Source organism: Corticicoccus populi, from assembly GCF_042686195.1.
Taxonomy (GTDB): Bacteria; Bacillota; Bacilli; order Staphylococcales; family Salinicoccaceae; genus Corticicoccus; species Corticicoccus populi.
On the sequence record NZ_JBHUOQ010000001.1, the window covers coordinates 14,993 to 34,091 of the forward strand.

General features: G+C 39.7%; 19 protein-coding genes. 14 read left to right on the plus strand and 5 right to left on the minus strand.

The genetic code is table 11. The features are described 5' to 3' along the window. The first annotated feature begins 121 nt into the window (after positions 1-121). On the plus strand, positions 122-448 hold the full coding sequence (locus ACFSX4_RS00180; protein ID WP_377770356.1) for a winged helix-turn-helix transcriptional regulator: 327 nt from the start codon (positions 122-124) through the stop codon (positions 446-448). Between the two features lie 101 nt (positions 449-549). On the opposite strand, the gene abc-f is transcribed toward ACFSX4_RS00180, so the two are convergent. After that, the gene (gene abc-f / locus ACFSX4_RS00185; RefSeq protein WP_377770358.1) at positions 550-2,046 is read right to left on the minus strand and encodes a ribosomal protection-like ABC-F family protein; all 1,497 of its coding nucleotides are present in this window, start codon (positions 2,044-2,046) and stop codon (positions 550-552) included. 286 nt (positions 2,047-2,332) lie between these two features. On the opposite strand from abc-f, the gene queG reads away from it, so the two are divergent. From queG to nfsA, 3 genes are read left to right on the plus strand one after another with little or no spacing between them, the layout of a single operon-like run. Next, complete coding sequence (queG, locus tag ACFSX4_RS00190) at positions 2,333-3,466, plus strand: tRNA epoxyqueuosine(34) reductase QueG (protein WP_377770360.1); 1,134 nt, start codon at positions 2,333-2,335, stop codon at positions 3,464-3,466. Positions 3,467-3,483: 17 nt separating this feature from the next. Beyond that, positions 3,484-3,954, plus strand: coding sequence for a tRNA (uridine(34)/cytosine(34)/5-carboxymethylaminomethyluridine(34)-2'-O)-methyltransferase TrmL (gene trmL / locus ACFSX4_RS00195; RefSeq protein ID WP_377770361.1), 471 nt, complete (start codon positions 3,484-3,486; stop codon positions 3,952-3,954). A gap of 10 nt (positions 3,955-3,964) precedes the next feature. After that, positions 3,965-4,702 carry an oxygen-insensitive NADPH nitroreductase gene (nfsA, locus tag ACFSX4_RS00200; RefSeq protein ID WP_377770363.1) on the plus strand — a complete coding sequence of 246 codons (738 nt, stop codon included), beginning with the start codon at positions 3,965-3,967 and terminating at the stop codon, positions 4,700-4,702. 31 nt (positions 4,703-4,733) lie between these two features. Here the strand turns inward: nfsA and ACFSX4_RS00205 are convergent, their stop codons facing one another. Continuing rightward, complete coding sequence (locus ACFSX4_RS00205; protein ID WP_377770365.1) at positions 4,734-5,804, minus strand: YkvI family membrane protein; 1,071 nt, start codon at positions 5,802-5,804, stop codon at positions 4,734-4,736. A gap of 494 nt (positions 5,805-6,298) precedes the next feature. Here ACFSX4_RS00205 and ACFSX4_RS00210 point away from each other — a divergent pair, with 494 nt between their 5' ends. The 6 genes from ACFSX4_RS00210 (at position 6,299) to ACFSX4_RS00235 (ending at position 13,175) form a co-directional block, all read left to right on the plus strand. Beyond that, positions 6,299-6,892, plus strand: a complete 594-nt coding sequence (locus tag ACFSX4_RS00210) for a hypothetical protein (RefSeq protein WP_377770367.1) — start codon at positions 6,299-6,301, stop codon at positions 6,890-6,892. A gap of 141 nt (positions 6,893-7,033) precedes the next feature. After that, positions 7,034-8,422, plus strand: a complete 1,389-nt coding sequence (fumC, locus tag ACFSX4_RS00215; RefSeq protein WP_377770369.1) for a class II fumarate hydratase — start codon at positions 7,034-7,036, stop codon at positions 8,420-8,422. 9 nt (positions 8,423-8,431) lie between these two features. Then, positions 8,432-9,958, plus strand: coding sequence for an exopolyphosphatase (gene ppx, locus ACFSX4_RS00220; protein WP_377770371.1), 1,527 nt, complete (start codon positions 8,432-8,434; stop codon positions 9,956-9,958). Between the two features lie 35 nt (positions 9,959-9,993). Then, a complete protein-coding gene (locus ACFSX4_RS00225) occupies positions 9,994-12,108 on the plus strand; it encodes an RNA degradosome polyphosphate kinase (protein ID WP_377770373.1) in 2,115 nt (704 codons plus the stop codon). Positions 12,109-12,400: 292 nt separating this feature from the next. Continuing rightward, on the plus strand, positions 12,401-12,835 hold the full coding sequence (locus ACFSX4_RS00230; RefSeq protein ID WP_377770375.1) for a hypothetical protein: 435 nt from the start codon (positions 12,401-12,403) through the stop codon (positions 12,833-12,835). 13 nt (positions 12,836-12,848) lie between these two features. After that, positions 12,849-13,175, plus strand: coding sequence for a helix-turn-helix domain-containing protein (locus ACFSX4_RS00235; protein ID WP_377770377.1), 327 nt, complete (start codon positions 12,849-12,851; stop codon positions 13,173-13,175). A 293-nt stretch (positions 13,176-13,468) separates the two neighbouring features. Here the strand turns inward: ACFSX4_RS00235 and ACFSX4_RS00240 are convergent, their stop codons facing one another. From ACFSX4_RS00240 to ACFSX4_RS00250, 3 genes are read right to left on the minus strand one after another with little or no spacing between them, the layout of a single operon-like run. Further along, positions 13,469-14,296 (minus strand): RluA family pseudouridine synthase, encoded by an 828-nt coding sequence (locus ACFSX4_RS00240; protein WP_377770379.1) that lies wholly within the window; start codon positions 14,294-14,296, stop codon positions 13,469-13,471. A 2-nt stretch (positions 14,297-14,298) separates the two neighbouring features. Beyond that, entirely contained in the window at positions 14,299-14,799 is a 501-nt protein-coding gene (locus tag ACFSX4_RS00245) for a thioredoxin family protein (RefSeq protein ID WP_377770381.1), read from the minus strand. A 1-nt stretch (position 14,800) separates the two neighbouring features. Further along, positions 14,801-15,214, minus strand: a complete 414-nt coding sequence (locus ACFSX4_RS00250) for a disulfide oxidoreductase (RefSeq protein WP_377770383.1) — start codon at positions 15,212-15,214, stop codon at positions 14,801-14,803. A 121-nt stretch (positions 15,215-15,335) separates the two neighbouring features. Here ACFSX4_RS00250 and ACFSX4_RS00255 point away from each other — a divergent pair, with 121 nt between their 5' ends. From ACFSX4_RS00255 to xdrA, 4 genes are all read left to right on the plus strand, one after another. Further along, positions 15,336-16,442, plus strand: coding sequence for a GAF domain-containing sensor histidine kinase (locus ACFSX4_RS00255; protein ID WP_377770385.1), 1,107 nt, complete (start codon positions 15,336-15,338; stop codon positions 16,440-16,442). 4 nt (positions 16,443-16,446) lie between these two features. Next, a complete protein-coding gene (locus ACFSX4_RS00260) occupies positions 16,447-17,079 on the plus strand; it encodes a response regulator (protein WP_377770387.1) in 633 nt (210 codons plus the stop codon). Positions 17,080-17,194: 115 nt separating this feature from the next. Continuing rightward, positions 17,195-18,484 carry a dicarboxylate/amino acid:cation symporter gene (locus ACFSX4_RS00265; protein ID WP_377770389.1) on the plus strand — a complete coding sequence of 430 codons (1,290 nt, stop codon included), beginning with the start codon at positions 17,195-17,197 and terminating at the stop codon, positions 18,482-18,484. A 153-nt stretch (positions 18,485-18,637) separates the two neighbouring features. Then, positions 18,638-19,093 carry an XRE family transcriptional regulator XdrA gene (gene xdrA / locus ACFSX4_RS00270; protein ID WP_377770391.1) on the plus strand — a complete coding sequence of 152 codons (456 nt, stop codon included), beginning with the start codon at positions 18,638-18,640 and terminating at the stop codon, positions 19,091-19,093. The last annotated feature ends 6 nt before the right edge of the window (positions 19,094-19,099 follow it).

A 19,099-nucleotide genomic window follows, 5' to 3' on the forward strand; every position in this document is an offset into this window, starting at 1 on the left:
GAAAAGATTGCTTTAATATGAACATGTGATATTATAGTTCCATCATTCTAAACGTGAAAAGTCTGTATTTTAAAATGAGTCAGGGACGAATACATCCCTGTAGATTAAGGAGAAAAACAATATGGCATATAATATACCGGTAGAAGCCACATTAGATGTGATTGGCGGGAAATGGAAAGTGGTCATTCTTTGTCACTTGATTAAAGGTGAGAAACGGACGAATGAGTTCAAAAAATTGATGCCCCGTATTACTCAGAAGATGTTGACACAACAGTTAAGGGAACTTGAAGCGGACGGGGTGGTCAAAAGAAAAGTTTTTGAACAGGTTCCTCCAAAAGTTATTTATTCCTTAACAGATTACGGCTGGTCTTTAAAACCGATTTTAGATAATATGTGCAGCTGGGGAGAATCGCATATAGAAATAAATGGGGAAGAAGTCGTCAGCTGATTGGTTTACTGAGACAATCATCCGTAAATTTTTTTAGGAATTAAAAAAGCTTCCAGGGAAATAAATTTATTTCCCTGGAAGCTTGAATCCGTTTATACACCTTACTTTTGCAGCTGCTTTTTTCTTTTTATCAGTTCATCAAATTCTTTTTCGAGCGCCGGGGTCGGGGATATGGATAATCTGCCGACGACCTCGCTGATTTTATTTTCAATAATCATCAGTGAGTCTGTCTCCGCATCACGTTCTGTCACTGTAATCTCTTCTTTCAATCGGGCTGCTTTGATTCGGAAGGACCGGTCAGTGACCGTTTCCCTGAACCGCTTATCATGTGAGACGAGTACTATCGTTCCGGGATAGGCGGTCAGCATCTCTTCAAATGCTTCAACGGTATTAATGTCGAGAAAATCAGTCGGCTCATCTAAAAGAAGTACCTGATGATCTGCGGTCAGCAGTTTAATCAGCTGTACTTTCACACGCTCTCCGCCGCTTGTCACGTTGACTGTCTTATAGACATCATCTCTTTTTATATTGAGCCTTGCAAGCATGGTTCTAACAGCTGTCTCACTATACCGGGAAGTATTCATGATATTTTCGATAATACTCAAAGTTGTATCCAGGGATTCGAGTTTTTGATAAAAGTATCCAATTTTTAAAGAAGTATCTTTGTGCTTTTCATATAGTCGGCTGAGAAAAGTCGTCTTACCGCTGCCGTTCGGCCCGGTAATACTGACTTTATCCCCGGCAGTGATATAAAATGAAATATCTTTCAGAATCGTTCTGCTGCCGGCGGAAAGTGTCTCGTTTTCCATTCGGAGTATTGTTTTTTTACCGAGAGACTGCACTTGTTCATTATGAAAACGGACCGCTTTCTCTTCAAACGGCTTTTCTTTTTCCTCCAATTGATTTAAACGGGATTCTATGCCTTTACTTACCTTATGAAGCCGCTGCTGCATTTTGTTGAAATAAGGTGTTTCCTTTGTGATATATTTGCCTTTTGCTTTATCATACACTCGGTTCGCCCGGTCAGCTTGCCGGCTTTTGTTCTCAACTGCTTCCTCTAGGTGTGCCTTTTCCTGCCGGTATTTTTTATACTCACTCTGTTGTTGTTTTAAGTGATTTGCTTTAATTTCTTTATACTTTGTATAGTTGCCCGGGTAAATATTCAGCGTTTTATCTTCTACCGCCCAGATTTCATCGACAGTTTTATCCAGGAAGTCACGGTCGTGGGAAACAATAATCATTGCTGCATTGATTCCGGTCAGCTGCTGGTAGAGCCAATTAGTATTATTTTCATCCAGGTGAGTAGTCGGTTCATCCAAAAGAATGACGCCTGCCGGTCTCTTGAATGCTTCTTTAAGATAAAGTTTAGTGGTCTCTCCGCCACTTTTTTCAAGTCCTGTATCCTTCAGCTGAGGAATTAGTGTAATGATGTCATCAGTTGCACCGGAATGGGATTTAATATAATGGAGCAGTGTAGACTTACCACTGCCGTTCGGACCGATGAGACCGATGGTTCTGCCGTTTTCAATATTAATATCGGGGACATTTATCAGCGTCTCACCGTTAATTTCGAGTAATGTGTTTTTAATTTGGAACATAAAAAAACCTCCTTGATTTACTGACAAATCAGGAGACAGAAAAAGACACCGATATGGTATAATATAGTGCATTATACACCAGTTGAATTGAAAGGTTTCAATTGCAGGGCTTTAATCTGATTATCCTGATTCGACATAAAATTGTGCATGTTAAACAAGCATCGTTATGTCATGAGAAAAAGAATAATCTTAAATCATCGTCCTGCAGTTCACCTCTTTAATATTTAATAACCTAACTATAGACTATAAATGAAAATATTTCAAATGTATGGAGGGAGGAATTTTTTTGGACCGTCATGAGTTTAAGCAGAAAGTCATTGATTTTGCGCATACAATCGGCATTGATGAGATTGGTTTTACACATGCTGAACCTTTTTATGAGTTTAAGGAGAAACTCATTGATTATTATAAAAAAGGGTATGCCTCCGGCTTTGAAACAGGCACAGTTGAGGAGCGTACAGAACCAAAACGAAGCCTGGAAAGTGCAGAGAGCATTATTTCAATCGCGGTCGGCTATCCGAATAAACTGCCGGATGCACCGAAGAGCAGAAGAGGAGAACGAAGAGGGATGTTCGCCCGGTCATCGTGGGGGGTGGATTATCATACACTTTTGAGGAGGCGTCTCACGGCACTTGAGGATTTTATTAAAGAACAGGCACCGGAAGTTGAATGTAAATCGATGGTGGATACCGGTGTATTGAGCGACAGAGAAGTCGCGAGGCGGAGCGGCCTCGGCTTTACCGGTAAAAACGGTTTTATCATTAATCCAAATCTCGGCACATGGTCCTACCTTGGGGAGATGCTGGTCAGTTTCCCGTTTCCGCCGGACGAAGAATTAATTGATTCATGCGGAGACTGTAACATATGTGTGGACCGCTGTCCGACAGGGGCGCTGATTGGTGACGGACAGTTAAATTCCCAGAAATGTATTTCATTTTTAACTCAGACAAAAGGATATTTAAAAGATGAATACCGCTCTAAGATCGGCAACCGTCTATACGGCTGTGATACCTGCCAGCAGGTATGCCCGAGAAATAAAGGTATTAATACTACACATGACGACATCGTACTTGAGCCTGAAATTTTAAAGCCTGAGTTAACCGGTCTCCTTGAAATATCCAATAAAGAGTTTAAGGAGACATACGGACACCTTGCCGGTGTCTGGAGAGGGAAAAAGCCCATTCAGAGAAATGCCATCATTGCGCTTGCACACTTTAAGGAAATATCCGCAGTCGACACATTAAAACGCGTGGCGGAAAATGATCCGAGACCGATGATTAAAGGGACTGCCTACTGGGCGATCGGTCGGATTCTCGGCAGCGGGGCGCTTGATTATATTAATGAAAGGTTTAAAATAGAGACGGACAGTGAAGTGAAAGAAGAGATGCTTAAAGGTATCCAGGAACAGACAGAGATTTAAGAAGGAAGAGGAACTTAATGCCAAATCATATTGTTTTATATCAACCGGAGATTCCATCAAACACAGGAAATATCGGACGGACCTGTGCAGCAACCGATACACATCTGCACCTGATCCGCCCGCTTGGCTTCAGTACGGATGACAAGATGCTGAAAAGGGCGGGTCTTGATTACTGGCCGTTTATTACTGTAGTCTACTATGATTCGATTGAAGAATTTTTTGAGAAGACCAGCGGTAAATATTATATGTTGTCGAAGTACGGGAAGAAGCCGCATTCAGATCTTGATTATTCAGACACAAAAGAGAATCATTATTTTGTGTTCGGGCGGGAGAGTTCAGGGCTTCCGGACTGGGTGAGAGAGAAGCATCAGGACACACTGTTAAGGGTGCCGATGACAGGTAATGTCAGGTCACTCAACTTAGCCAACACAGCATCTATTTTAATATATGAAGCTTTAAGACAGCAGGATTATCCTGAATTACATTAGGAGGGAAAGCATGAACGAAGTGATTAATTTATTGAAAAACCACCGTTCCATCCGTAAATTCACATCAGAAACACTGGATGAAGGAACGATACGCACACTCGTTGAAGCGGCACAGAGTGCCAGCACTTCAAGTTACGTACAGTCCTATACAATCATTGGGGTGACTGACCCTGCCAAAAAGAAAGCACTGCGCGAAGTCAGTACACAGCCTTATGTTGAAGATAACGGACATTTGTTTGTATTTGTATCAGACTATAACCGGCATAAAGGTTTGTCTGAGGAGAAGGGGACACCCATCTCTTTTGATACGACAGAAAGTTTAATCGTCGGTATTGTGGATGCTTCTCTTGCGGCACAGAACTTAGCAGTGGCAGCAGAGAGTATGGACCTTGGTATTTGCTATATCGGTTCACTCAGAAACGATATGCAGCGTGTCATTGATATTCTGGAACTGCCGGAAGGGACATTCCCGTTGTTCGGTATGGTTGCGGGATATCCTGATCAGGAAGGCAGTGTGAAAGAACGTCTGCCGTTTGAAACAGTCTATCATGAAAATACGTATGACGGTCTCGAGAAAACGAAAGAAGCGATTGAAGCATATGATCAGTCGATTCAAGATTACTATAAGGCACGTACGAACGGCAAAAGAGATGAAACCTGGAGTGATCAGGTGGTTAATATGCTCAATAAAAAGCAGCGTCATGATGTTCATGATGTCTTAAAGAAACAAGGGTATTTAGGACAATAAGAAGGTTCGGACAATTTGTCCGAACCTTTTGTTATACGAGTTTCTTTTTACTGAATTTATTCATGAACCAGCGGACAGTCAGAGCTGCACCGATTAAGAGGCCGATATAGCCGAAAATAGGATAGAAAATATTGACGAGATCGACAAACCCGACGAAGCTTAAAAGATAGCCGAAAAGTAATCCAATTGTCATCAATACTTTATACTTCCTGGAGTAAGGTGTTGAAAATCGTGTCAGGAAAGGATACATTAAGCCGACTGCTGTATTATAAATGACAAGGAGCATTACAATAGAAAGTCCGATGCCAATTACAGGATGAACGTCATTGGCTAAAAGCAGTGTCGGCAGTGCTGCATTGTTTGCTTCTTCAATATTAGCAAGCAACCCGCCGTTAATTAAGAACATAAGTAACATAATAATAATACCGCCGACAATACCGCCGCGTCTTGCCGCTTTATGTTTTGATGCTTCCGACCCCATAATAGACAGGAAACTGAAAGCTGTTGCCAGTGTGAGGCCGCTGTAAGTAACAGCATCCCACCACCATAATCCACTTGGTGAACGGTCAATCTGAGTATGTTCATTGACTTCACTGAAAGGTATTGACGGTGAAAAAATATTAAAGGCAGCAATGATTAATATAAAAAGAACCAGAAAAGGCGTTACGCCCCCGAGTGCCACCATAATTTTATTGAAATCAAGCAGTAAAGTTGCAAATACTGCAACGAGCATTATTAATGAACCGAGCCATGGTGATATACCGAAACTTTCATGAAAGGCAGAACCTGCGCCTGCAAGCATAATGACTGCAATCCCGTACAGAAAAAATACAAGGACATAGTCAATGACTTTACCGGCTTTTGTCCCGAACATTGCATAAATGGGCAGCTGGTGGGAGTCGGCCTTAAGCCTGTATCCAACCTTTGATGCCTGTCTGCCGATAAACATGATAACTAGGGCAGAAAGAATAATTGCTGCATAACTCCATGTCCCGTAGTTTGTAAAAAACTGCAGTATTTCCTGTCCTGTCGAAAATCCTGCACCTACAACGACACCTGTGTAGGCAAATCCAATCACAATTGATTCTCTTCTGTAACTCAAAAAATCTCCTCCGTATTTAATTGTTTACTGTATAGATATGCCCTGTATGAAATAATATAAACATTCTATAACAGAAAACTTGAAATGTTTCATCAATAGAGAAGAGTTTAAAAGCCTGTACAGTAATTTTAAGCAGGAATAAAAATATCAGAGAATTACAGTTTAAGAGGAGATAAAACAGGTATATACATAATAAAAACGGTACTGATGTCAGCACCGTTTCAGAAGATTATTTGATTTCTTTTTTTCCATCGTCTTTATAGCCGTATTCTGTTTCACGGCAAGCTGTTAAGATTGCAGCTAAAAATGCAATACATACCATTAAAATTAAAAATGCATCCATGGTAATTGCCTCCTCTGTTTACTCTTTACATATTCATTATTATAAACCATTGTACCATATTTAAAAAGATAGGATATAATAAAATCGTGTTATAAAATGAAAGAATACGGGTACACTAAATTTAACAGTATTAAAACTAGGAGGAATCACCATGGCGATGAATTTTAAAATATTCAATGATAAAGAAGCAGTCAGTGCCTACGCGGCTGATTTATTAAGAAAACAGGTTCACAGCAATAAAAACAGTGTACTGGCACTTGAAAACCACAAAGATCTCGAATGGACATATGAGAAATTTGTCGGTGAAATTAAACGCTACCCTGCAGATTTATCCCAAGTATACATCACTACCGTGAATAATGACGGTGATATCAGTATATTAAATAAGCTTTCTATTCCATCCGGCCAATTTTACACAGATGGCAAGGAAGGCTCTCTTGAACACATATTAAAAGATAAAAAAGCAGTAAATCTGGCGCTTTTATATTTGGATAAAGACAGTAAACTCGGATTTACTCAATCCATTAACAATGAGCTGTTATTCGGTGCAAGGGAAATTGTGATTGCAGCATCAGGAAAAGAGAGTGCAGAAGCGGTTAAAGATTTATATAATGCATCAGAGAATAATGCAGGCGGATACAGCAGTGTTAAATCCCACCGCATGGTCACAGTAGTTCTCGATACTGAAGCGGCAGCAGAATTGGATGAAGATATTAAAGAATACTACAGCTATAAATTTGCCTGACCGGTAAAAGACGGACAGGTACAGTCTGCTATTTTGAAAGACTTTTCAGAAGAAATCAAAAATAATGCATAAAGAGATGAACTCTCCAGGAAATTAGTATAAAATATTTATATATACTAATATTTCTAGGAGGGTTTTTCATTGTCTTACAGAATTGAAAAAGATACAATCGGTGAAATTAAAGTTGAAAGTGATAAGTACTGGGCGGCGCAGACCGAAAGAAGCCGTCAGAACTTCCCGGTGGGCAAAGAAAAGATGCCGATTGAAGTCATCGTATCATTTGCACATTTAAAAAAAGCAGCAGCCATTTCAAATAATCAGCTGGGGAAACTTTCTGATGATAAAAAAAATGCGATTGTTTATGCCTGTGAAAAAATTATCAGCCGTGAGCTGGACGCACATTTTCCACTTGTTGTGTGGCAGACGGGAAGCGGTACTCAAAGCAACATGAATGTAAATGAGGTCGTGAGCTATGTTGCGAATGAGTATCTCGAAGAAAAAGGGATCGAAGAACGGGTTCACCCGAACGATGATGTTAATAAATCCCAAAGTTCCAATGATACGTATCCGACAGCGATGCATGTTGCACTGATGCAGGCGGTGGAGGAGATTCTTCTCCCTGCTGTTTTAAGATTAAAAGATACATTCCTTAAAAAAGAGAATGATTTTAAAGATATTATTAAAATCGGACGTACGCACCTTCAGGATGCCACACCGTTGACTCTCGGACAGGAAATCAGCGGCTGGAGATACATGCTTGAGAAGTGTGAAAATCTGATTGATGATTCAAAAGAGCAGTTGAAGTTTCTCGCAATCGGAGGCACAGCAGTGGGGACAGGCATTAATGCCCATCCTGAATTCGGACAGCGTGTCGCAAGAGAGATTTCAACGCAGACAGGTTATGAATTTGTATCAAGTCCGAATAAATTCCATGCACTGACTTCACATGACGAAGTCGTTTATTTCCATGGTGCAATAAAAGCACTTGCTGCAGATGTCATGAAAATTGCCAATGATGTCAGATGGTTGTCTTCAGGACCGCGTGCAGGTATCGCAGAACTTGAGATTCCTGCCAATGAGCCCGGGTCATCCATTATGCCGGGGAAAGTGAACCCGACACAGTCTGAAATGCTGACAATGGTGGCGTCACAGGTGTTTGGTAATGATGCAACCATCGGATTCGCAGCAAGTCAGGGCAACTTCGAATTAAATGTATTCAAGCCGGTGATTTTCTATAATGCACTGCAGTCTATACAATTACTTGGTGATGGTATTGATTCATTTAATGACAAATGTGCAGTCGGTATTGAGCCGATTCATGAAAACATTGATCGTTTCTTAAACAACTCATTAATGCTTGTCACGGCATTAAACCCTCATATCGGCTATGAAAATGCGGCAAAAATTGCTAAAAATGCGCATAATAAAGGGATTACACTTAAAGAATCTGCGATTGAATCCGGTCTTTTGACTGATGAACAGTTTGAAGAATGGATTCGTCCGGAGGATATGATTGAATCAAGAGAGTAGGTTTTATTTATGAAGCGAATTGGATTAATTGATATCGGTTCAAATACCGTACGCTTAGTTTTATTTAAATATGATAATGATACAGGCTTAAAAGAAATTCAGAATATAAAAACGCCGGCAAGACTTGCCCGTTTTTTGGATGATGATAATGTGATGAGCGAGGAGGGGATTCATTCCCTTCTCGTGACGCTGAAAAGCTATAAGGATGTAGCAGAAAAATATAAGATTGAAGAGCTGTATCCGGTCGCAACAGCAGCAATCCGCCAGTCTGTCAATGTGGATGAAATTATCAAACGAATCAAAGACGAAATTGACCTCGATGTCAGAGTGATATCAGGTAAAGAAGAAGCGTATTTCGGCTACCATGCAGTAGTGCACACACTCAGTAACAGAGACGGTGTGACCATTGATATCGGCGGCGGAAGTACAGAGCTCACGTTCTTTGAAGAAAACGAACTGGTTTACTCTGTCAGTCTGCCTTTTGGTGTCGTGACATTGAAGGAGCTCTTTTTCCACGATAAGAAACACAGTGATAAAGAAGCAATCGAACAGACGAAAGCTTTTATTAAAGAACAGCTTGATTCTGTAAGGTGGCTGTCAAAACGGCGTGTACCTGTGATTGCTATCGGCGGGAGTGCGCGTAACATTGCACGGATTCACCAGTCCATGACAGAGTACCCGATTGCAGGAGTTCACGGCTATTCGATGGACCGTGATGCGTTGTCCGATGTTTATAAACTTTTGACCGGGGCGGATGAAGACGAGCTTGATGATATTGATGGTCTCAGTAAAGACCGGGGTGATATTATCCTGCCGAGTGTGATGGTCTTCCAGGCATTATATGATGTGGTTGAAGCGGAAGAATTTAAATTCAGCCGCAAAGGTCTCCGTGAGGGGATGGCAATGTCCATCATTTCAGAGGATTATCCGGAGGCATTCAGTAAATACCGCGTTTATGAGAATTCATTAAAAGAATTATCCAATGATTTTCAGATTAACCCGTTGTCATCAAAGAAACGGTCGGAAATTGCGGAGCGTATATATTACGAGCTTGAACGTTTAGGCTTGATTGATATTTCAAAGCACGATAAATATTTGATGAAAAATGCAGCAAAAGTATTTTATCTGGGTGAGTTTATCGACCGTGATGCAACCAGCCAGCACACATACTATTTAATAGCAAACAGCAATATTAACGGAATTGTGCATCGTGACCGGGTGAGACTCGCATTGATGTCCAGTTATAAAAATAAAACACTGCTTAAATTTTATGCACGGGAGACTGGATGGTTTAATCAGGATGATCTTGATGTGCTGCAGATTTTAGGCGGAATTTTAAAATTTTCCGATGCATTAAATATATCAAATACGGGAATCGTTCAGGATTTATATATTGAGGACGGTGACGGCGGTTTAACATTGAATGTTATCTATCAAGGTGATCCGATTGCTGAGAAATATCAGGCAAACAGACAGAAAAAGCATATTGAGAAGACAATTAACAAGAAATTAACCATTACGTTTACAGAATCTTAATATGCCGCGTTTAGAATAAAGTGCGGAGGGATATGATGACATACAAACTCGATAACAAAGAATATTATAATAATCGGGAAACCAGCTGGCTGCGTTTTAATTACAGAGTTCTTGAAGAAGCGGTGGATGAATCAAACCCGCTTCTTGAACGCCTGAAATTTCTAGCAATCGTCAGTTCAAATCTTGATGAATTTTTCATGGTCAGAGTCGGCGGTCTGAAAGATCAGGTGCAGATGAATTATAATGAGCCGGATAATAAAACCCAGCTGACACCAAAGGAACAGCTTGAAAGTATTAATGAGCTGAACAGGGAAAACTGTGAGCATCAGTATGAGCAGTATCATCAGCTGACGAGATGTCTCGAAGATTATAATATTTATATGAAAAAACCTTCTGATCTGTCATCGGCACTTCAGAAAAAAGTTGAAGATATTTTTGATACTGAAATCTTTCCCTCACTGACGCCGCTCGGAATTGATGCATACCGTCCATTCCCGAAATTAATGAATAAGAAAATTAACATTTTCGTTGATTTAGTCAATGATCTTGGAGAGCAGACTGCTATCGTTCAGCTCCCTACAGTAATTAAACGGTTTTATGAAGTGGAAGACGATGGTAAGACATACGTGATTTTAACAGAAAACATTATAGAAAAACATTTGGATAAACTGTTTAAAGGGTACACGATTAAACGGACATTTTCGTTCAGAATCACAAGGAATGCAGATTTAACTATTCATGAAGAAGGCGCACAGGATTTGCTGATTGAAATTGAGCGTTTTCTAAAGGAGAGAACACGCGGGGCTGCGGTCCGTCTGGAAATTGATATCAGCAGTAATAAGACGATTAATGGCTCATTTCTAAGAAATGAACTCAGTCTGAACGGTGATGATGTTTATAAGTTTGACGGTCCGTTAGATCTGACGTTTTTATTTGAATTAGTATCGAGATTTAAAAAGCAGCTTCCATCATTGGTGTACCGCCCGTTTACGGCGCAGGAACCTAAGTTTCTGCAGGATGATGATATTTATAAAAAAGCGTTGAAGGAAGATGTATTTTTCCATCATCCGTTTGAAAGTTTTCAGCCGGTGATTGATTTTGTGAAAGAGGCTGCGGTTAATCCGGATGTTCTCGCGATTAAACAGACACTGTACCGGGTGTCCAGTGATTCACCGATTATCGAGGCATTAAAAACAGCATCTGAGAACGGCAAGCAGGTCACAGTACTTGTGGAATTGAAAGCCCGTTTTGATGAAGAAAACAATGTCCACTGGGCAAAAGAGCTTGAGGATGCGGGGTGCCATGTCATTTACGGCATGAACTTCCTGAAAACACACAGTAAAATCACGCTCGTTGTTAAACGTGTCAATAATAAGCTCGTCCGCTTTGTCCATCTCGGAACAGGAAATTATAATGATTCTACAGCGAAATTATATACTGATATGGGAATTATCACGACAGATTCCGATATCGGAGATGATGCGATTAACTTCTTTAATTATTTAAGCGGTTATTCATTAAAACCTGAGTATAAAGCACTTCATGTGGCACCATTTGAAATCAGGGATTTGTTCAGTGGTCATATTGATAAAGAAATTGAACTCCACAAACAGTACGGCAACGGTTATATTTTTGCGAAAATGAATTCATTGACCGACAAGAAAATCATCAAGAAATTATTACAGGCATCACAGGAAGGCGTTAAAATTGATTTGGTCATCCGCGGGATATGTTGTGTTAAAGCAGGCATTGAAGGTGTCAGTGATAACATACGTGTCATCAGTGTTGTCGGACGCTTTTTGGAACACACCAGAATATATTATTTCCGTCATAACGGTGAAGAAAAAATGTTCTTATCGAGTGCGGATATGATGACCCGGAATATGATTAAACGTGTTGAAATTTTGTTCCCGGTGAAAAGTAAACGAATTATGAATGAACTTAAACAAATTAATCAGCTGTATTTGAAAGATAACACAAAAGCACGTTATCAAAAGCCGGACGGCACGTATGAATATGTGAAAAATAATTATCCGCCGACAAATGTTCAGGAAGAGCTGATGAAAAATGCGGTGGTAGCTGCAGAAAAATCGATAAAATATGAACGCAATAATTTAATTGCCAAAGTTAAAAAACGTTTTAAAAAGTAATATTCAAAACAGGACCGGGGTATATCCGGTCCTGTTTTTTTGATGAGAATTGTAAAATGAGTGAGATTGACATTGGGAAGCTTGGATATATGTTGATGAACTAATAGTAATAGAGATGGATTAATTATTAACAAGTAGAAAATATATAAGTGTAAAAATTTTAAACTTATAATATTAGGTACTTCTTACCCTCGGTTTTAATCATATTTAGTTATTATTCAGATTTTATATATCATTTTAGACATAATATGTTGAATATGATATAATTTTAAACAATATGAGAAACATATCAATGGAATTTTTAGAAGACGAAAATGGTCAGCAACAAGTTATAGACTTGATACATGACATAGTAACTAAAGCTCAGACAGATAAAAATTATAGAGAAATGGCTAAAAGAATAGCCCAGGTTTTTCAACATTTGAAAACAACAGGTGTTCCGCCTGAACATTTAAGTACTATAAATGCAAAATCCACTGATGGCTTTACAATTACTTTAGTAGATATTGTCAAAGAGCTTACCGAGTATAAGCCATTGTTAGAAACAAGAATAAACTGGAAACCTGTGGGAGCGTTTAGAGCAATATTTTTTTACGAAGAGGACAGCCGTGGAAATCAAATCATTTATTATACTAAGGCAGTGATAAAAACAAGTACTTTTTCACAGGATTTTGAAGATATTGCTGCTGAGAGTGAGAAGATGATGAAAGAATTTTATACTAACTAAAAGGGTGATTGAAATGACAAAAAAAACATTCACTGACCTAATGGATACGCTGATGTCAGTACCGGAAGTCAAGGAACATGTAAATTCACTGCCCGTACAATTAGCCATAGAGGTGCACAAAAAAAGAATTGAATTAAACTTAACTCAAAAACAAGTCATTAAGCTAGCTAAAATAAGAAAGATACCTTTAACACAAGCGCAATTATCCAGGATAGAAAATGGTGATAGAGATATAAGTACTGACAAATATTTGGACGCTTTAGGTGTTTTAGGTGGTCATATAAATCCTAAAATTGATTATGATAACCCGCCGACAGAAAAAGAGTTACAAGCTATATAATTTAAAAACACAGCTTATCAGTAATTTAAATATACTGGTGAGCTATTTTTTATTTTGTGTGGATATGTCAAAGAAAATGTCCCTATAGACGTAAATTTGGAAAGTAATCGAAGAGTATTGATATGAATGACAAACATTTCTTTAAATGATAATGCTCCGAAATCATTTGAGAATTAAAGCCAAATACAGTCACCGTTTCAAGACAAAGATAAAAACCATGCTCTAAACTGAACCTTCAGTTTAGAGCATGGCTTCAAGATACAGAGATTCGTCTTTTTCGACTTCTGTTTTAATTACAATGTGTTTCTGTCGAGTTCAACAACAATATTTTTCTGTGTTACCGGATGTATGAATTCAATACGGTAACTGAAGAGCTGAAGGTCACGGAGTGTGGCACCACCGTATAATGTATCACCGATAATCGGCAGTCCGAGATGGTCCAGGTGCACCCTGATCTGATGGGTACGTCCTGTTTCAAGCTCAAGTTCAATTTCACAAAATTCATCTGTGACTTTTGACTTGATAATATGAGTAACTGCATCTTTTCCTTTATCAGACACATGATACTTGTTACGCTCTCTCGGATTTTTGGCAATTGGTGCTTCAATGGTTTGAGGGCGGATAAGTTTTTTCGTTCTCACTCTCGCGAGATAGGTCCGTTTAATATCACGCTCACTCAACATGTGATCAAGCATCTTTTTCACAAGAGGATGTTTCGCAACCAGTATGACACCTTTAGTTTCCTGATCCAGACGGTGGACGGGTTCTAAATAATCAACGTCCAGTGTGTAGACCGCATGATTCAAGAGTGTGTTTGTTTCATTCAGCTGGTTGGGGTGTGTTTTAACACCGCGCGGCTTAAACAGGACAGCCAGATAACGGTCTTCATACATTACGTCACATGTTCTGTAACTTGGCTTGTACTGGCTCTTTTCATCCCCATCCGGCAGTGTGACTTTATCTCCGGTGTGGACGACTGTATTCAACGGCTTTTGTTCACCGTTTACGAGAATTTCTTTTGACATTCTGAGAAGATGCATTTCTTTTTTCGGTACATGCAGGCTTTTCAGCATATCTTCAAGGGACATGTTATTAAAGTGTTCATGAATGGATAATTTCATTATTATTCTCCTGAATGCTCAGAGATGAATGATTCGTAAGTTTCAACATTTCCCGGGTTGCCGGTAATACGATCAACTTCTTCTCCATTTTCAAAATAAATCAGTGTCGGTGTGGATTCAATCTGATAAGTCTGCCACGATGCTTCATATTCAAGGACGTTTAACTGATTCAGTTCAGCCCCTTCATTGTCAAACGCTTCAATAAGAAGTGGTGTAGCTGCCTGACAGTGTGGGCAGGTCGGTGACCAGTAGTAGACAAATGCACTTTCTTCCTGTGTAATGTCCGCAATTTCATCCGGTGTGTGATTGTAGTGGTAGTTTTCATCATCCAGTGTATCAACAGTCGGACCTGATATCACTTCAGGGTCTATATCTGTATATGGATAGTAGCCGGAGTCACTCAGTGATTCCGGTGAATTTGACTGTGAATTCATGTAAAAAAATGTACCTGCAAAAATAACAACAACAACGGCAATGATTAAGTAAAATATCTTATTTCCCATACTATTCTCCTTTATTTCTAATAAAAAATGACATTATAAAAATTAATACAAAAGCAGTTAACGCAAGAAATGGAATCGTTATGAATCCGTACCAGTTAATGTACTGCGCAGTACAGGACACACCTGAGCAGGCAGGAAGACTGTCTCCGATGAAAGTGATTTTCTGCATACCGTAGTGGCTGAGTGATACAAGGATGCCGATTCCTGAGAGCGCACGTGCATAAATTCTAACGTTTCTGTCTTCTCTAATCAAGCCGATCAGCATGATCAGCACAATTGGATACATCAATATTCTTTGATACCAGCACATATCGCAGGGGATGTAATTTCTTATTTCGCTGAAATACAGTGAGCCGAGTGTCGCAACGAGTGACACTAAAAACATCAGCTGCATCCAAAGTTTGGATTGTTTCATATCAGACCTCCAGAGTACTTCCTAAAATTATAATGTTACTTTATCATTATAATAGATAGTGATTATAATAGGTGACAAGGATTTTACAATTTGATTAACTTTATAGGAATTAGGTGCAAATATGAAGAGTAAACTGCAGCTGTTAAAAGATATTGCTGAATTTTTAAATGAAGAAACGCATATTCAGACGATGCTTGATGGTGCATTGAAGCTGCTGATTGACCATTCGGAGTTTGATACCGGCTGGATTTTTTTCATTAATCATGAAGGTAAGCACGAACTGATCAGTCAGTACAGTCTGCCGGATGAGTTAAGGCGTGATAACTGCCGCCACTTATGCAGCGGCAACTGCTGGTGCGTGCGGAAGTATCAGAATGATGAACTGAAAACAGCGACTAATATATTTGTGTGTTCGAGGCTTGACCGTGCGAATAAGGAAAGTCCGGACATTCAGGATAAAATTACGCACCATGCAACGATGCCTTTAATATCCGGCGAGGAATCCTACGGCCTGTTGAATGTTGCGACACCGAACCGGACAGAGTTTTCAAAAGATGAACTGGATCTGCTTGAGTCGGTATCTTTTCAAATCGGTTCAACATTGAAACGGATTGAACTGAATGCTAAAGAGCAGGAGAATATCGTCATTCGTGAACGGCAGAGACTTGCCCGTGATCTTCATGACTCAGTCAATCAAATGCTGTTTTCAATCAGTATCACATCGCATGCCGCTAAAACACTGAAAGGCGGCGACAAGCTCGTCCAGGCGTTTAATTCAATCGAAAATACATCAAAACATGCCATGAAGGAAATGCGCGCGCTGATCTGGCAGTTGAAGCCGATTGGACTGGAAAATGGTATTATCAGGGCAACAGAAGAATATGCCAAAATCCTTGATCTCGATTTAAGTATTGAAATGGACGGTTTTTATAATGTTTCCGATGCAGTGGAAATTGAACTGTACCGCGTCATTCAGGAGAGCCTGAATAATATTTTTAAGCATGCAGATACAAAAGAGGCCTATATTACGATTGATAACAGGGACAGGGCACTTGAACTGAAAATTATGGATTACGGAAGTGGATTTACCATTAATACAAAAAAAGAGACCAGTTATGGTTTCAGTAATATGCGTGAACGACTGCGCAAGCTCGGCGGTGAATTAAATATTGACTCCACGCCGGGTAAAGGAACATCAGTAACGGCACGTGTGCCGCTTGGGGAGTGAGAATATGTACAATATATTATTAACAGATGATCATCATATTGTCCGTGAAGGAATGAAGTTTTTATTATCAACAACAGACGATATTAATGTGGTGGAGGATTTCGGATCCGGGAAAGAAACTCTTGATTATTTAAGTGTGCATCATGAGTTGGTGGATTTGGTGCTTTTAGATCTTGTCATGCCTGAAATGGACGGTATTGAACTGACCCGGAAGATTAAAGTGGATTTTCCAAAAGTGAAGGTGCTTGTGCTTTCAAGCTATACGAGTGAAGAGTACATCCGGCCGGTATTCGCTGCCCGGGCAGATGGGTATATCATTAAGGAAATGGAGGCGGATGAACTTGTCGATTCAATTACGGCTGTGATAAAAGGAGAGCGGGTCATTCATCCGAATATCCTTGAGATTATTGACAGTGAAGGTGAGATGCCGCATGAGAAAAATGCATTGTCGGCGAGGGAAATTGAGGTGCTGAAAGAAATTGTCAAAGGTAAATCGAATAAAGAAATCGGTGAAACGTTGTTTGTCAGTGAAAAGACAGTCAAAACCCATGTCAGCCACATCCTGAATAAGCTCGAAGTATCTGACCGCACCCAGGCGGTAATTTATGCAATAAAATATAATATTGTAGGGATTTAACCTTATATTACAGAGTGTTCAGAAGACTCCTGTAAAAACAATATTGCTTAATTATAAGCGAATATGTATAATTTAAGAAAATAGAATAACAATTTCATAATAACGGGGGGATAATATGAAAGTAGGAAACAGGATGACCATGTACATAGTGATTGGTCTGATTGCAGGTATCGTGGTGGGTTCATTATTCAATACAATGAGCGACCAGACATGGGTACAGTGGATTGATCAGTACATATTTAATGTTGTCGGCCAGCTGTTCTTGAGTATGATATTTATGATGGTTGTGCCGGTGGTATTTGTTTCTATCGTACTTGGTGTGTTTAATGTCGGCGATCCTAAAACTTTAGGAAGCCTTGGAATTAAAACAATTGCTTTTTATCTTGTGACTACGGCGATTGCGATTACTATCGCTATAGTCGTTGCATTGGTATTTCAGCCGGGTGAAGGACAATCTGAGCTGCTTGATGGTGATGAGGTGTCTGAATACCGGGAAACAGAACTTGAAGGGGATACAGGCGATGCGATTGAACAGACAGTCGATCAGACAATTATTGATTTAATTCCGTCTAACGTGTTCCAGGCAATGGCTACAGATAATATGCTGCAGATTATTGCTTTCGCGATTTTCATTGGTGTCGCAATGATTGCCGTAAAAGAGAAAATCGGCGGTGTGGTACAGCTCTTTGAGCAGGCAAATGAAATTATCATGTGGATTGTACTTGCGATTATGAAATACTTTGCAGCAATCGGTGCGTTCGGCCTGGTCGCAACTGCGTTTACACAGGCAGGTTTCGGTGCGATTCAGCAGCTTGGTATGTACTTCATCTGTGTGCTTCTCGCACTCTTGATACATTTTGTTCTGATATACGGGTCTGTTGTACAGTTCCTCGCAAGAAAACCGTTCTTATGGTTTGTGAAGAACTTTATGCCGGCGATGACTGTCGCATTTAGTACGTCATCATCCAGTGCAGTACTGCCGATTTCACTTGAAACTGCGCAGAACAAACTGAATATCCGAAAAAGTGTATCCAGTTTCGTTCAGCCGCTTGGTGCGACTGTGAATATGGATGGTACCGCAATTATGCAGGGTGTCGCAACAGTGTTTATTGCCCAGCTGTCAGGTATTGACTTAACTATCGGCCAGATGGTGACAGTGGTATTAGTCGCAACACTGGCAAGTATTGGTACAGCAGGTGTACCGGGTGTCGGTCTTGTTATGCTTGCGATGGTGCTGACAGCGGTTGGACTTGATCCAGCTGCAATCGGTATTATTATCGGTATTGACAGACTGCTTGATATGACACGTACAGCAGTCAATATTACGGGTGATGCCGCAATCGCATTAGTATTAAATGAACAGATGACAAGAAAAGAAGAACGACAGGCAGGAATTAAGCAGTAATTTAATAAAAAATAGAGTATAGAAGTGAAAAGAATGTGAAATTCGCTTCTATGCTCTTTTAATTTTCTCTGATTTATATTATTATATTAAAAGTGTATTATTATCGTTAATCAAAATTAATGAAGAAGAGTAGTTGAAAGGATGTATTTTTGAATGGATAAACAGGCTTTTACAGAAATATTACAAGCCAAATTTAAAATGGTTCGTACGGAGGCAGGATACACTCAGGACTCAATGAGTCACACAATCGGGTTATCCAAAAAAACGCTCGTACAAATTGAAAAGGAAAGAATCTTACCTAACTGGACAACATGTATTTCATTATGTGCATTATTCAGAAACAGTGAAGTACTGACAAATACTTTTTCCGGAGATCCGCTGGAACTTGCGCAGGTCATTTCAAGAGGCCATTGTGTATACCCGAACTATGAAAGTGAGAAGGTATACTGGGAAGATATCGATTCTAAAAATGGATTTAAACTCCAGTTCAATAAAGTGAATAAAGTGTACCGTGTCATCAATGATGAAAACCTTCCGGTACATGCTTCATATATCGAAAGAGAAATCCGTACTTATTTTAATAAGCAGACAGAATTACAACCTGTATAAAATAAA

Coding starts and splice junctions, on each gene's coding strand:
- ACFSX4_RS00255 (WP_377770385.1), top strand. CDS start 15,336: ATGAAGAGTAAACTGCAGCTGTTAAAAGATATTGCTGAATTTTTAAAT.
- ACFSX4_RS00265 (WP_377770389.1), top strand. CDS start 17,195: ATGAAAGTAGGAAACAGGATGACCATGTACATAGTGATTGGTCTGATT.
- ACFSX4_RS00210 (WP_377770367.1), top strand. CDS start 6,299: ATGGCGATGAATTTTAAAATATTCAATGATAAAGAAGCAGTCAGTGCC.
- ACFSX4_RS00235 (WP_377770377.1), top strand. CDS start 12,849: ATGACAAAAAAAACATTCACTGACCTAATGGATACGCTGATGTCAGTA.
- ACFSX4_RS00245 (WP_377770381.1), bottom strand. CDS start 14,799: ATGGGAAATAAGATATTTTACTTAATCATTGCCGTTGTTGTTGTTATT.
- ACFSX4_RS00230 (WP_377770375.1), top strand. CDS start 12,401: ATGGAATTTTTAGAAGACGAAAATGGTCAGCAACAAGTTATAGACTTG.
- trmL (WP_377770361.1), top strand. CDS start 3,484: ATGCCAAATCATATTGTTTTATATCAACCGGAGATTCCATCAAACACA.
- xdrA (WP_377770391.1), top strand. CDS start 18,638: ATGGATAAACAGGCTTTTACAGAAATATTACAAGCCAAATTTAAAATG.
- nfsA (WP_377770363.1), top strand. CDS start 3,965: ATGAACGAAGTGATTAATTTATTGAAAAACCACCGTTCCATCCGTAAA.
- ACFSX4_RS00250 (WP_377770383.1), bottom strand. CDS start 15,214: ATGAAACAATCCAAACTTTGGATGCAGCTGATGTTTTTAGTGTCACTC.
- abc-f (WP_377770358.1), bottom strand. CDS start 2,046: ATGTTCCAAATTAAAAACACATTACTCGAAATTAACGGTGAGACGCTG.
- ACFSX4_RS00260 (WP_377770387.1), top strand. CDS start 16,447: ATGTACAATATATTATTAACAGATGATCATCATATTGTCCGTGAAGGA.
- ACFSX4_RS00225 (WP_377770373.1), top strand. CDS start 9,994: ATGACATACAAACTCGATAACAAAGAATATTATAATAATCGGGAAACC.
- ppx (WP_377770371.1), top strand. CDS start 8,432: ATGAAGCGAATTGGATTAATTGATATCGGTTCAAATACCGTACGCTTA.
- ACFSX4_RS00240 (WP_377770379.1), bottom strand. CDS start 14,296: ATGAAATTATCCATTCATGAACACTTTAATAACATGTCCCTTGAAGAT.
- ACFSX4_RS00180 (WP_377770356.1), top strand. CDS start 122: ATGGCATATAATATACCGGTAGAAGCCACATTAGATGTGATTGGCGGG.